This is a genomic window from Mesorhizobium sp. CNPSo 4688 (assembly GCF_057784295.1).
Genome location: NZ_JBWLUY010000020.1, coordinates 17,842 through 30,854, shown reverse-complemented (window position 1 = coordinate 30,854; position 13,013 = coordinate 17,842). Strand labels below are relative to the sequence as shown.

Here is a 13,013-nt window from a genome sequence, read left to right as displayed (position 1 = left end):
CCATGACCGTGCTTTCCGTCAGTCACCTGTCGAAACGCTATGCAAACTATGCGAGCAGCCTCGAGAGATTTGCGGGCTGGTTCGGCGCGCCGGTCAAGCCAACCGAGGAATTCTGGCCGGTCAAGGATATCTCGTTCTCACTGGCGGCCGGAGAGGCGCTCGGTCTCATCGGACAGAACGGCGCGGGAAAGAGCACCCTTTTGAAGCTGATCACCGGCACGGTGCGGCCGACCGAAGGTGCGGCGCATGTCGGCGGCCGTATCAGCGCCATCCTTGAGCTCGGGCTCGGCTTCAACCCCGAGTTCACCGGAAGGCAGAACGCCTTCCATGCCGGCGGGCTGATGGGCCTTTCACAGGGGCGTCTGGCCGAGCTGATGCCGCATATCGAGGACTTCGCCGAGATCGGCGAGTTCTTCGATCAACCGCTGCGAACCTATTCGAGCGGCATGCAGGCGCGGCTGGCCTTCGCGCTCGCCACCGCCGAGCGGCCGGATGTGCTGATTGTCGACGAGGTGCTTTCGGTTGGCGACAGCTATTTCCAGCACAAGAGCTTCGACCGGATACGCAGTTTCAGGGCCGGAGGCACGTCGATCATTCTGGTCACTCATAGCATGGGCGACGTCAGATCATTGTGCGACAGGGTGATCCTGCTGGATAAGGGCCATGTGTTGAAGGACGGACCGCCCGACGAGGTGGCCGACTATTACAACGCCCTGATCGCGACCAAGGAGAACGCGAAGCTGACAATTGAGCAACGGCGGGAAAAAGATGATTGGCTCTACAGCAGAAGTGGGACCAAGGCGGTGGCGGTTGAATCGGTGGCGCTGCTCGACAGTGATAGCGGGGATCCGATCAAGACCGCCGTTTCAGGACAAAGCATGACGGTTCGAGCCCGAATAGTCGCGAAGGAGGATATTCCGGAGCTTGTCATCGGTTTCATGCTAAAGGACCGCGCCGGCCATATCGTCTGGGGAACCAACACCTGGCATACGGGCCAAGTTCTCTCCAACCTCTCGGCCGGGGACAAGGTCGAATGCCGCCTGCGACTCTCCTGCGCTCTTGGCCAGGGCTCATACGGCCTTTCCGTGTCGCTCCACACGGGAGACGTTCATATCGACAACAATTTCGACTGGATTGAAAACGTGGAAGTATTCGACGTCATCAATACTGGCCGCCCATTCTTTATAGGGACGAGCCGGCTCGAACATGCATTCGAAATCGTCCGATGAAGAAAACTTTCGACGAACTCTATAAGGCCTTCGAGGACCGCTTTCGCGGCTCGAGGGGGGTCGTCAAGGACCGGCTCAAGATCTACCAACCCTTGCTAGCGCAAGTTCCTCGGCAGGCTGAGGGCCCGACCCCGGCGGTCGATCTCGGCTGCGGGCGAGGCGAATGGCTGGAGATACTCAGCGAAGCCGGTCTGGCTGCGACGGGCGTGGATACGAATGCGCGCATGGCGCAAGAAGCCATTGAGGGTGGCCTCAACATCGTATTGCACGACGCGCTCGAATATCTCGGAGGGCAGCCGACCGGCAGTGTGGCCGTGATTTCGGCCTTCCACATGGTCGAGCATGTGCCGACGGATTACCTGATCGAACTACTGGAAGAATGTAACAGAGTGCTAGTCGACGACGGGCTGCTGATCCTCGAGACGCCCAATCCGGAGAATATCTCGGTCGGCACGCATACTTTCCATCTGGATCCGACACACAAAAGCCCTTTGCCACCAAATTTGCTTGAATTCCTGGTGGGAGAGGCCGGTTTCGGGGAAACAGCAATCCTGAGGCTGAACGGCGCGCCAATGATCGAAGCAGGGCCGATTGAGCGTAGCATTCATCTCATGTTCGAAGTAGCGCGCGATTATGCCTGTCTGGCCAAGAAACACGACAAACAACCTGCGGAAGAGCCCGGCTCGCTTGCCGCCTTTGTCCAAGCAGCGTCACAACCGATCCCTACTGACACGAGAAAAATAAAAGAGTGGCTCCGTTCCGCCGATGACGAGATCGTTGGCATATCGGAAGCGGTCAAGGCAAATATGTCCTCCACTGCGGATCAGCTCCAACAACTGACCGACAAACTAGCCGCCCAGGCAGAGTTGATGCGAACGGGAAATATTGCGCTTCAGGACACGGTGACTTCTCTCGCCCGGCAACTGGAAAGCGTTACGGCGCTGACAGACGCTTTTCAGAATTCGACCTCATGGAGAGTCACAGCCCCCCTTCGGGGCGCAAAGTTCGTGACCCTGGCCATCATACGGTGGTCAAATGCCAAGCTTGTGATGCAGCATGGGTTGCTGTGGTTGCGCCGAAGGCCTCGCGCCGCGGCATTTGTCCAACGCGCAGTACGGTTCGCGCCACCGCTCGAACGCCGTCTTCTAGGTTTCGCACGAGCAAGCAGCGATTTGGTCGCTATCGATACGCGCTGGAAGCTCGATCCGGACCCCGTTGTCCTTAGCGCATGGCGCAAACGCCTCAAGGCTGGAAAGTCGGCATGACCTCGCAGCCATTAAGACTCTGGGTTGACGGCCAATGCCTGCAGACGCATAGCCGAAAGCGCGGAATTGGGCGTTACATACTGGATTTGCTCCGCGCCCTTTCGACCCACGAAAGCGGCATCGAGCTCTCGGTTTCGCTTAATGCCGCGATGCCTGAGGCCACAATTGCTGCGCGATCGCTGCTTTCCGGCATCGTGTCACCGGACCGCATTCACGTCTGGCATGGTAAAGTCGAAGGCGGTGAAGCCGACTACGGCCACACGGCATGGCGCAGCCGCAGCGAATTGGCCCTCGTCCATCACGTCAATCAACTCAGTCCAGACATCGCCCTGTCTGCGAGTCCGTTCGAAGGCGCCGTCGACCCTGCAGTTCCATACCTCGGCGGCTCATTGGCGTCGGTTAGGACCGCAGCCATGTTCTATGATGCGATCCCGTTCAGGTTTCCTAACAAATACATTATAGACCCCCGTCAACGGGAGTATTACTATCGGCGTCTTTCTAGCTACAAGAATTTTGATCTGGTGTTCACCATTTCAGATTTCTCCTCTCAGGAATTTCGATTGTTCTCTGGATCAGAGACAGGGATATGCATTGGCGCCGGCATATCTGAAAGTTTTGTTCAACTTATCGACGATGGTGTAGATAAGAATTCAATCGATGGTAGATATATTCTATACGTCGGTGGCCTGGACTGGCGAAAGAACCTTGAAGTAATACCGGAAGCGTTTCGAAAAATTCCTAAATCATTGCAAGATAATTTAAAGTTCGTCATCGCCGGGGAGATTAACGCCCGTGAAAAGGTTGAATACTCCAACATTTGGCAATCTCATGGTTTGCCCGCTGACCGAATCGTATTCGCAGGCGCGGTCGACGACAAAACGTTGGTTCGTCTCTACAAAGGGGCGCTTGCACTGATCCAACCATCCTTCATGGAAGGCTTCGGGCTGACTGCACTGGAAGCAATTGCCTGCGGAACACCTGCAATCGCGGCCAGAGCGGGCGCGCTTCCAGAAGTTGTCGGAGATGGAGCACTGCTCTTTGACCCCACGTCACCTTCGGACCTTGCGGAGAAAATCGAAACGGTAGCGGCAGACAAGCTCGATGCGCAAAGGCTGAAAGAACTCGCGCGGGAAAGAATTGACACGTTCACTTGGCGAAACGTAGCAGACCGTCTGGTCCAGGGCCTGCACGGACTCGACCGCCACACGACTGCGCCACGGCTCGACCTGGTCGATGCGCTTGGCACCATCAAGAGAAATGAAGAGGAAGACGTGTCGACCTTGATGGCCCTCGCCGAGCCTGAAGCCACGAGGCCGCGCCTGCTGGTGGACGCAAGCGCAACATTAATAGACGACCACAGGACCGGCATTCAACGCGTGGTCCGACGTATCTGCGAAAACATGTTCCCGCAGCGCTCAAGCGACGAGGGCAAGTACATCTCGTTTTGCGACGACGCATCCGGCTGGTACTTTGCAAGGGAGTGGACGGGACGGCCGCCTTCGAAGCAGTCGTCGAACCGACTCCGGCCGCAGGCCGGCGATACGGTTTTGATGCTCGACAGTTCCTGGCCTTTTCACACCCTCCATCCGGCATTTCTTCGCCCGGTCTTGCTCAAAGGCGGCGACGTCATATCCTGCCTTTACGACACGGTTCCCCTGCGTTCGGCCGCCTTTTGCCATGAGGGCATGCCGCCCATTTTCAGTGCGTGGTTTCAAACCGCGCTTGTCTATTCCACCGGCATCGTCTGCATCTCGCGCGCAGTTGCCGACGAATTGCTGGATCTGCTCGCCGGCATCGGGTTTCCGCGCCGCATGAAGGTCGGCTACTGGCAGCTCGGCGCTGATTTCGCGACCGAGCCGTCCGCTTCCAAGCCGGTTCGACGAAGCAAGAGCGCGGCGCGTCCTTATTTCCTGATGGTCGGAACGCTAGAACCCCGCAAGGGCCACCGCGTTGCGCTGGATGCCTTCGAGGCATTGTGGGCCGACGGCGTCGATATCGAGTTGGTTATCGTTGGAAAAATTGGATGGGGCATCTCGCATCTTGCCGACCGCATTCGGCGCCATGGGGAATTTGGCAAGCGTCTGCATTTGCACGAGAAGGTTGGCGATAGCGAGTTGGGCGCCCTGTACAAGGAGTGCGACGCCTTGATTGCGGCCTCCTTTGCCGAAGGTTTCGGCTTGCCCATCGTCGAGGCAGGCCATTTCGGCAAGCCAGTGCTTGCCAGCGACATTCCGGTGTTCCGCGAGGTGGGCAAGGGTGCGGCCGAGGCGCATTTCTTCGAGGTCGGTTCCCCTGTCGCGCTGGCCACGGCGGTCAAGACTTTCCTGAAGCGCATTCCTGCCGAGATCCGCAATACGTCGTGGCCGACCTGGTCCGAAAGCGCGGCACAGCTTGAAAACGTCGTCGCCGGGCAGAACTGGTACAAGGTCTACGAACCGCAATCCCCCAGGCCTTTCACACCGCAGACCGACCTTGGCGACACGCGGATGACGGCCGTCCTCGAGGAGGAGCAGTGCACCCATCGCCTCGAACTTGTGGAAGGCCCTCACAGAACAGATGACGGCGCCGCTTGGCAGATCGTTGTCAGCGTGACCAACCTCTCCGGGACAGTTTGGTCGAGTCTCGGCCCGACTGACGGACATTTGGGAGTTACATTGGGCTACTATGCGGTCGACGCTGCGGGCGAGCGCTTCCAGTACGACAACGCGCGCGCTCGCATTCCGTTCGTGCTGGTGCCAGGTGATACGCACTATATGGCCCTTAACGTACCCGTGTCATTGAAAGAGCGCGGCGGCGCGTTCGTCGACATCGAACTTGTCCAAGAGGGTGTCCGTTGGTTCGGAAGCCCCCTTCGCGTGGCCTTATAGCCGGTTGGTTTCATGGGCTGGCTGAATAGGGAGCAGAAACGCATGATCTCACGTAGCGATGTCATTGCGGGCTACAAGGAACTCCTCGACCGCCTGCCTGAATCGGATGAGGTGATTTCTGCGCACCAAGCGACGCACGAGAACGTCGAATCGTTTCGCGCGAGCATCAGGCAATCGCCTGAATATCAAACGAAAAACGGCGGCTTGGCCCGAAACCTAGCCTCGCCCGCGCTGCCGTCGAAGTGGGGGCACGGGAAGGCAATTACACCGGACAATCTCGATTCCTTCATCGCTTTCTCGGACAGCCTCGGACCGCCAAGCTCTCCGCAGGTCGAGCAGTTCTGGCGTGGCCTGCAATACATCCCCGACACCAAGGTGAACGAGAAGCTGGATCCGTTTGGGGAGGGATACACCGCGCAGCAGATTGCTGTCTATCGGGAGATCGCGCGGCGCGATGTCGACCAGGATATAAACGAGCTAACTGACTTCGCAATGGCGGACCACATTGCCGGCGCGAATCCGTACACTCATCAACTGCCAACGGCGGTAGCGTTGCACACCGGGCGAGTGGCGCGCGCCATCCAATACTCAGGGCTACAGATCGGCGATCATGTTCTGGACATGGGTTGCGGCTGGGGCACGAGTTGCGAACTGATGGCCTTCTGTGGTCTTGAAGTCACCGGTCTCGACATCAATCCGCGCTTTGTCGAACTGGTGAATGCCAGGGCGAAGCGGATCGGCCACAAGGTCGACGCGATTCAAGGCACATTCGAGAAGATCCCCGGTGACGGGTTGTATGACGCCGTTCTTTACTACGAGAGCCTCCATCACGCCATAAAACCGTGGGAGACGCTGTCGCTCGTCCACAGCAGGCTGAAGGCCGGCGGCAAGCTCATGCTGGCGGGCGAACCGGTCAACGATATCTGGAACCACTGGGGCATTCGCACCGACCCGCTTTCGATCTATTGCATCCGCAAGTTCGGCTGGTTCGAAAGCGGATGGAGCGCCGATTTCATCTCAAAATGCGTGAAGCGATGCGGTTTCGAGGTTGAGCATTTCGCGGAAGAGCCGAGCTCGATCGGCTGGATAATGATCGCCCGCAAACCGGGCTGAACAATAGAACGTGCTCTTCGGATTAGCTAGGCGGCGAAGGCCAGTGTCCCACCTTGTGCGAGAGTACAGCGGCGCATTCGTTGACATTGACCTCGTTGGTCGTTGCGCAGAACGTCTTGGCAGCAATGGTCCTGACGCCGACACCATCCTGTGAAACGGCAATCAAAAGTTCTTTGAAGTTGGCACTGATATGCTCACCGAGGTCGGCGATTAGACATCGCGCCTGCCGTTGCGCTAGCTGGTCTTTCATGACAATGGGAGGCTCGGGAAGTAACGGGGCCGGTGGCGATGCAAGATGACAGCCCAATTGGATTTGGTCACAGGGTAATCATCGCGTTGGCACTGGCTTTGGTCATCCTTCTTTTCCCGCACTTCAAACAGACCTATGAGGCCATGAACGGTTGGGCTGATCAGTCGTTCTATATGCGCATCATGGACACGGTCGGTAGCGGAGACGCACGAACGGCCCTCGATTTCGAATACATGGGTCCGAGCTATATTGCCGCTGTCGCGGTGCTGAAAAGACTGTTTGGCCTCGATTCAATCGGAGCCTTTGTTCTGCTCAACCGGCTGTGCGTCGCATTGGCGATTGCCGTCCCTGCGGCAATGGCTCTCTCGCATGACTACAGGAGGAATGTCCTCGTCGGGCTCACGTTCGCCGCCTTTGTGCTTTCGACGCCGTATATCTTCATGTCATCAATCCCGTGGTCGCATTTCGTCTACGGCCTGCCGGCGGTGGTATTCCTGATCGCGATGTCTCTAGAGCAATCATGGCGAACGGCGGCGCTTGCGGGTATCTGCCTCGGTATCATGGCGACAACCAGACTGTTCGATACCTACGTGATTGCCGCGTTTCTCATCGTTGCCTTTCTGATCGATGTCGCGATCAGCCGCCGCATCAAGTGGGATTTGGTTGCTGCTTTCGCCGGCGCGTTCGTTGCTGGATACGCCGCGCATTTCTTCGTGCTTGGCCAGTTCAATTTCTATCATCAATACGCCGGGGGGATGGATCACGAAAGCGCCGGAGGGTCAAACATCCGGCTTGACGATCTACCCATCAAGCTCGTTCAGATGTTCGCCGATCCGTGCTTTTATTCCGTCTGCAGAGAGGTCGACTATCAAAAGGCCACGATGCTCGTTGTTCAGGATGACCCCACCCTGAGCAATTGGCGCATGCCATTCGCCTTGCAGGTACCATTCTATGTCGCGACGGTTGTCGTCGGGCTTCTCCTGCTTGTCAGGCGTCCGGCCCTCATAGGGAACGTATTTACCGACAGGGTCATATTGATCGGTCTAGGGTCTGCGATCGCCGTTCCGGTCGGCTATGCCAGCTACATCATGGGTGGTGCGGACCAACTGAAGTACGGGTTTTCGCGAGAAATATTCACCTCAACCATCTTTCTCATGGTCTGCGTCCTGATCCTAACCGGCCGCGACTATCTCACCAGATGGGAGAAAAACTGGCTTGTCGGCGGTGTCTTCGCCATCTCGATTGTTGGCCTGCAAGTCATGCCTTGGACTCTTGGGTTCCCGCGCATCGAGAGCACGCATATCGCGTCGATGGATGCTGCGGAAACCTGCGTCGGGGAATCGTGTGCCGTTGATGTCACCTATCGAGACGCTGCCGGCGGTGAGATCATCATCCCGTTTGACAGCCTCGCTTACCTGCAGGCGCAATGCGTGAACGGCGGGGAGACATTCATCAGCGAAGTTGTCGATCTTGACAGCTACCGTTACAAAAAACCGCAGTGCGCCGGCGGATATCGGATTGTCGCCATCTCTACCACGACCGGAATTTCGCGGCTGGCAAGAGACAAACACCTCGGCGGGACAATTGAAAATGGGCACCAATAGCTAGCGATTTCTCGCGGTGGCACTCGGGCTCCTTGCCGCTCCCGCCATCTTGTCCACCCATCTCGATTTACCGGCCTGCGCAGGATTTGCTACTGTCTAGAACGGGAAGCGTTCCGCCAGCCCTGGACGCCATCAACCGAGATCTGTGGGCGCCCGTCGATCAACCGAATGATTGCCGGCCGCTCCATCTCGAGTTTCCAGCCTTCATTCAACAGGATGCTCATGATCCGTCCCTCGATCGGGCGTGAATGGGTACCGATCACAATGTAGCGGACGAATTTATTGAGGTCGCCGATAGCGGCTTCGACGAAGTCTGCCTCACCGCCTTGGATATCAATGTGAAGGAGATCAACTGGCTCGCCCTTGACGATCTCCGACAGCGGGAAGGCGCCAAGCTGCTGATACTGCCCTGACGCTGAAGCTTCCCTGATCTGTGCTGCGGTCGCATTCAGGATTGGCTCCGAGCCCCAGGATGCGCCGGCATTGTCGACTACCGGAAAGAGAGCCACGCCTTTTTCGGGCGCCGCAACACCATGGATGATACGGAACTCGTCGTCAGAAAAGCCGTTGGCTACCATCGCCTCGTGGGCATAGGCGACATGCTCGCTGTCGCCCTCGATGCCGATCAATTCAACCGCGAGGCCCCTATTGCGTGCGGCGACGCCGGTGTTGTTCAACCAGCACCCCCAGCCACAGCCGAGCTCCACCGCGCGGAAGCGTCCCGAGGCCAGGTCAACGGCCCTGAGTGCGGCTGCCCACTCAGCAATGTCTGCATGCCAGTTGGCGGGGATCGGTATCGGTTCGACGGTGCCGGCCCTGTCGTCGAGAATACCCGGGAAAAACCTGGGGGAAACTCTGACGCCGAGAAAGTTCGTGACGTAGGACGGATGCGCCTGCAGGTCGATTCGCGCGTGGCTGTTCAGAGTGCCGATCGCATCGAAGCTGCAGTTGTAATGGAAGAACACACTGCCCGATCCCGGCGCCGCGGACGCCCGCAACTGCTGATTTTCGCTGAGCAGGGCATCGCGTTGCGCCAAAAGAGCGGCGCGATCCTGCCACAGCCGCTTGATCTGCGGTATTTTGAGCGCAGCGGCTTTGAGCATGTCTTCTCCCTAAATGGCGCAAACGCCTAGCACAACAAAATCGCAGGCCGACATTGAGCGGTCTTTTCTTAACTGCAAACGAAGTGGCAACACGTGGCGGGCGATCGGGCGCAACACTATGGCTGCGCAATGGTCGTGCTCTTGCCGATCGATTGATAAAAAGCGCTTGTCGTGGGTTTAGACATGAATCGAGCCCCTTCCTGGGTCAAGTGGGTAACCTCGAAATAAAGGGGCTTGCCCGCACTCGATACGACGTTGCAGAAGCCGTTGCGAGGACAGACGACCCGCATGAGGTCTAGGAACGACTCGCCTCTGCTCTTCAGGTAGTCGTTAGCCTGCATGGCCTTCTGGTCACGATGCGCATAGGCATACTGCTCCAAACCGAAAAGGCCGCCATTCTGACGCGCCATTTGTGCAGGGGTGGAAGAGAACGCCTTGGCGCCTACAATCACGATTCTTGCGTGTGTGCGCTGCTTGATCGCGGCGATCATGCTGTCAACGTAAGGCAGGGCGAAATCACGCCAGAAGTAGCCGATCACCACATAATCCGCCGACGCGAGAGCCTTGGAAGCGATAAGCCGCTCCTGCAGGGACAAGCACGGCGCAACGAACGATTTGTCTTTCATCGTCATGAAGTTCGTTGCCGTCACAAACTGCTTTGCGGCCTTTGGTGGGAGATACGGGATCCCGCATTCGGTGTACACGGTTCTGGTGATGATCTCTGCCGTGCGCTCTTCGCCGGCCTCAACAAATATGTTTGTAAGATCCGCTGCTTGGGAGTCTCCGACGATCAGAACCCGTACCTTTGAGGATTTGAAGTCCTCGGCAATCGATCTCTGCACGTGGTTCGCCCATACATATTTCGCAAGGGCAGTTTGATCAGGTGTATAGAGAGCGAGTGTGCTTTCTGAAAATCGCCACGGCCAGCCGGTCGCCCAGCTCTGGCCTGCGGTCAAGGAGATGATCGCGGCGACCATGGCTGCGACCACATACGACGCTCGGCGCGTTTTCTTTCGGAACGGGGCCTCGATTATGTAGAAAGACAGAATGGCGAGGCCGAAAGTGCATGCGATAAGGGCGATTTGTTCCGATCCTGTAATCGGCTTTTGCGCGTCATATCGGGCGAACACGATCAGCGGCCAATGCACGAGATATAGCGAATAGCTGATGCGCCCGATCCAGACGAAAGGCTTGGCGCGCAGCAAAACAGACCAATGGGCATTTCCTGCGTAGATCGCCAGGGCTGTGCCGGCACAGGGTAGAAGTGCCGTCCAGCCCGGGAAGGGCGTCAGGTTGGTGTAGCTGACGACGCACCAAAGAACCGCCGCAAGCCCGACAGCGTAGGCGCTCTCCGTCAGCAATTTGGATTTGATCCGAGGGGCAACGGTGACCAAGCCACCGATGGCAAATTCGAATACGCGGAACGGGGTGAAATAGAACGCCATGGTTGGCGCGACGGTCATCACATAGATACAGGCCACAAAACTCCCAGCCGCCGCAGCCGATATCCCAACCGACATCATCTTTCGCTTAGCCAGAAAGACAATGAACGCCGGCCAGACGAGATAGAATTGAATTTCGACGGCCAGCGACCAAGTGTGCAGGAGCGGCTTCAACGTCGATCCGACATCGAAATAACCGCTTTCGTTCCAGTAAAAGATGTTGGTGCCCGCCACCATCGCCGCGACCGTCGACCCTGAAAGCCGAGACAAGTCCTCGGGTAGAAGCAACGCGGTTCCGATGACAAACGTGACGACGATGGTTGCCAGAAGTGCCGGCAGCAGTCTCCTCGCGCGTCTGGCGTAAAAGTCGAGGTATGACAACCTCCCGATTCTTTCGCTCTCAGCAACGATTCTCGTGATCAGATAACCACTGATTACGAAGAATACATCGACACCAACAAAACCGCCTTTGAACGGCCAAACGTCAATATGAAACAAAATTACGGACAGCACCGCGACTGTGCGAAGCCCGTCAATGTCTGGCCGATATTCGGATGTATTCATGGTACGTCTAAGCACGACATCATCTGCAGAATCAAGACGATTGGCCCGCCATGGTGGCCTTATCGATCCCGGCGGCGCAACCACCGACCGGCGATCTGCCCGCCAGCAAAAAAGAGAAGATCGCCCAGGACGGTGATCGTCCGCCCGATCACCACCGCCAGAAGAATGATGGGGCCGGAACTGAACCCTGCGAGCAGAAAGAGCAGAACCGCTTCCCTGACGCCAATTCCTGCTGGTGCGCCTGGGGTTATGAGTCCAACGAGCCACGCCAGCACATAAGCGCCGGCGATTGCGGGATAGAGTGCAAAATCGCCGGAACCGCCAGCGAGATCATAAGCAGCCGCAAAAACCAGACCGGAAAATGCCAGAAAAGCGAGATAGGAAATAGCGGCCGTGGCGAAGTCCGCGCCTCTAATGGCGGCCAACCAAAGCGCGACCGCCACTATCGCAGCGAAAGAAATCCAGCCGAGCCAGTCCGGAGTGCCGGCCACGATCAGCGACAACAGAAGCGGTGAAAAGAGAGCTCCACCAACGATGAGGATGGCGAGTTCATAAGCAGTCGATTTGGCTAGCGGCCCATTGCCGATGCCCGCCGCCACGCCAATGGCTTGCCGCCCCGCGAACTGGAAAATATTGCCGGGGACATATTTGGCAAGTTGCGAAACTGCATAGGCGTGGATCGCCCAAGACCGAGAGACCGGCACACCAAGATGATGCAGGAGCCGCTGCCAGCCGAGAACCAGCAGCAGGTTAGAGACTCCGTACAGGGCGGCCAAGGCGGCTATTGCGGCAAAGCCGCCAGCCCCAACCTGATGAAAATCGATCTCGCCGGCGTAGCTGTGGAGCCTGATCCCCACGAAAACGACGCTCGCCAATCCCAGCAGGGCTCCGCTCCGATTGAGCCAGGTCCTGGCGCTCGGGCCGAGCGCCATCGTCAGCGCCCCTTCTTCGACTTGCAATGCAGCATGGTCCACGGCAGCGGCGACCGGATCTCCGTCACATCGAAGAACTGCGATGCCAGCGAGACGATGCCGCGCTGGGACCAGTGCTGCAGATGACCCGGCGTGTTTCCCAGCGCCGAAACATACTTCCCGCGCGCCAGGTTGAGCACACGCCAAAGCGGTTCTCGGGGTACGCTCAAAATGAGATCTGCACGTACAATGCGCTGCAGTCCCTCCAGCGCCTTTTCCGGCTCCTCGAGATGCTCCATCACCTCGCAACAGACAATGAGATCGGCGCTATCGCGTTCCGGCGTCACTTCATAAATGCTGCGCACCTCGAAACGTCCGGGATCCATGCCGCGCCCGCGGGCGTTCTCCTTTGCCATGCCGATAATCTGCGTGGAAAAATCAGTGCCGCGCGCATCGATGTCCTCGCCAAGCCAACGCATGACCCAATAGCCCTCTCCACATCCGACCTCGTGGATGCTGGAGGGGCTCACCTTTGCCACAAGGTCGGACAACGCGCCGTCGAAGCCTGCGACCATCCGGCGGGCGATCGGGTTTCGCGTGCCGTATTTGTCATAGGTGTTGCCTATGACAATACCGTCCTCTGCTTGGCCGCCGGCTACTTTCAT

The 13,013-nt window shown here is 57.9% G+C and carries 10 protein-coding genes; 5 read left to right on the top strand and 5 right to left on the bottom strand.

Annotated elements, in window-relative coordinates; translation table 11 throughout:
• The first annotated feature begins 2 nt into the window (after positions 1-2).
• From AC04SH_RS28895 to AC04SH_RS28880, 4 genes are read left to right on the top strand one after another with little or no spacing between them, the layout of a single operon-like run.
• The gene (locus AC04SH_RS28895; protein WP_488577550.1) at positions 3-1,229 is read left to right on the top strand and encodes an ABC transporter ATP-binding protein; all 1,227 of its coding nucleotides are present in this window, start codon (positions 3-5) and stop codon (positions 1,227-1,229) included.
• Positions 1,226-2,494, top strand: coding sequence for a class I SAM-dependent methyltransferase (locus tag AC04SH_RS28890; protein ID WP_488577549.1), 1,269 nt, complete (start codon positions 1,226-1,228; stop codon positions 2,492-2,494). Before AC04SH_RS28895 ends, AC04SH_RS28890 begins: the two co-directional genes overlap by 4 nt.
• Positions 2,491-5,361, top strand: coding sequence for a glycosyltransferase family 4 protein (locus tag AC04SH_RS28885; protein WP_488577548.1), 2,871 nt, complete (start codon positions 2,491-2,493; stop codon positions 5,359-5,361). Before AC04SH_RS28890 ends, AC04SH_RS28885 begins: the two co-directional genes overlap by 4 nt.
• Positions 5,362-5,403: 42 nt before the next feature.
• The gene (locus tag AC04SH_RS28880) at positions 5,404-6,474 is read left to right on the top strand and encodes an SAM-dependent methyltransferase (RefSeq protein ID WP_488577547.1); all 1,071 of its coding nucleotides are present in this window, start codon (positions 5,404-5,406) and stop codon (positions 6,472-6,474) included.
• 22 nt (positions 6,475-6,496) lie between these two features.
• On the opposite strand, the gene AC04SH_RS28875 is transcribed toward AC04SH_RS28880, so the two are convergent.
• Positions 6,497-6,724 carry a hypothetical protein gene (locus tag AC04SH_RS28875; RefSeq protein ID WP_488577546.1) on the bottom strand — a complete coding sequence of 76 codons (228 nt, stop codon included), beginning with the start codon at positions 6,722-6,724 and terminating at the stop codon, positions 6,497-6,499.
• A gap of 38 nt (positions 6,725-6,762) precedes the next feature.
• Between AC04SH_RS28875 and AC04SH_RS28870 the strand changes: the two genes are divergently transcribed.
• Positions 6,763-8,328: a hypothetical protein gene (locus AC04SH_RS28870; protein ID WP_488577545.1), complete on the top strand. Its 1,566-nt coding sequence runs from the start codon at positions 6,763-6,765 to the stop codon at positions 8,326-8,328.
• Between the two features lie 89 nt (positions 8,329-8,417).
• Here the strand turns inward: AC04SH_RS28870 and AC04SH_RS28865 are convergent, their stop codons facing one another.
• The 4 genes from AC04SH_RS28865 to AC04SH_RS28850 all read right to left on the bottom strand — a co-directional run bounded on the left by AC04SH_RS28865 (position 8,418) and on the right by AC04SH_RS28850 (position 13,013).
• Positions 8,418-9,431, bottom strand: coding sequence for a class I SAM-dependent methyltransferase (locus AC04SH_RS28865; protein ID WP_488577544.1), 1,014 nt, complete (start codon positions 9,429-9,431; stop codon positions 8,418-8,420).
• A 116-nt stretch (positions 9,432-9,547) separates the two neighbouring features.
• The gene (locus AC04SH_RS28860; RefSeq protein WP_488577543.1) at positions 9,548-11,437 is read right to left on the bottom strand and encodes an acyltransferase family protein; all 1,890 of its coding nucleotides are present in this window, start codon (positions 11,435-11,437) and stop codon (positions 9,548-9,550) included.
• A 59-nt stretch (positions 11,438-11,496) separates the two neighbouring features.
• Positions 11,497-12,396: a hypothetical protein gene (locus AC04SH_RS28855; RefSeq protein ID WP_488577542.1), complete on the bottom strand. Its 900-nt coding sequence runs from the start codon at positions 12,394-12,396 to the stop codon at positions 11,497-11,499.
• Positions 12,372-13,013, bottom strand: a complete 642-nt coding sequence (locus AC04SH_RS28850) for a class I SAM-dependent methyltransferase (protein WP_488577541.1) — start codon at positions 13,011-13,013, stop codon at positions 12,372-12,374. The genes AC04SH_RS28855 and AC04SH_RS28850 overlap by 25 nt, the downstream gene beginning before the upstream one ends.

Bases quoted from the DNA above. Each gene is read 5' to 3' on its own strand.
- AC04SH_RS28895 (WP_488577550.1), top strand. From the start codon at position 3: ATGACCGTGCTTTCCGTCAGTCACCTGTCGAAACGCTATGCAAACTAT.
- AC04SH_RS28890 (WP_488577549.1), top strand. From the start codon at position 1,226: ATGAAGAAAACTTTCGACGAACTCTATAAGGCCTTCGAGGACCGCTTT.
- AC04SH_RS28885 (WP_488577548.1), top strand. From the start codon at position 2,491: ATGACCTCGCAGCCATTAAGACTCTGGGTTGACGGCCAATGCCTGCAG.
- AC04SH_RS28880 (WP_488577547.1), top strand. From the start codon at position 5,404: ATGATCTCACGTAGCGATGTCATTGCGGGCTACAAGGAACTCCTCGAC.
- AC04SH_RS28875 (WP_488577546.1), bottom strand. From the start codon at position 6,724: ATGAAAGACCAGCTAGCGCAACGGCAGGCGCGATGTCTAATCGCCGAC.
- AC04SH_RS28870 (WP_488577545.1), top strand. From the start codon at position 6,763: ATGCAAGATGACAGCCCAATTGGATTTGGTCACAGGGTAATCATCGCG.
- AC04SH_RS28865 (WP_488577544.1), bottom strand. From the start codon at position 9,431: ATGCTCAAAGCCGCTGCGCTCAAAATACCGCAGATCAAGCGGCTGTGG.
- AC04SH_RS28860 (WP_488577543.1), bottom strand. From the start codon at position 11,437: ATGAATACATCCGAATATCGGCCAGACATTGACGGGCTTCGCACAGTC.
- AC04SH_RS28850 (WP_488577541.1), bottom strand. From the start codon at position 13,013: ATGAAAGTAGCCGGCGGCCAAGCAGAGGACGGTATTGTCATAGGCAAC.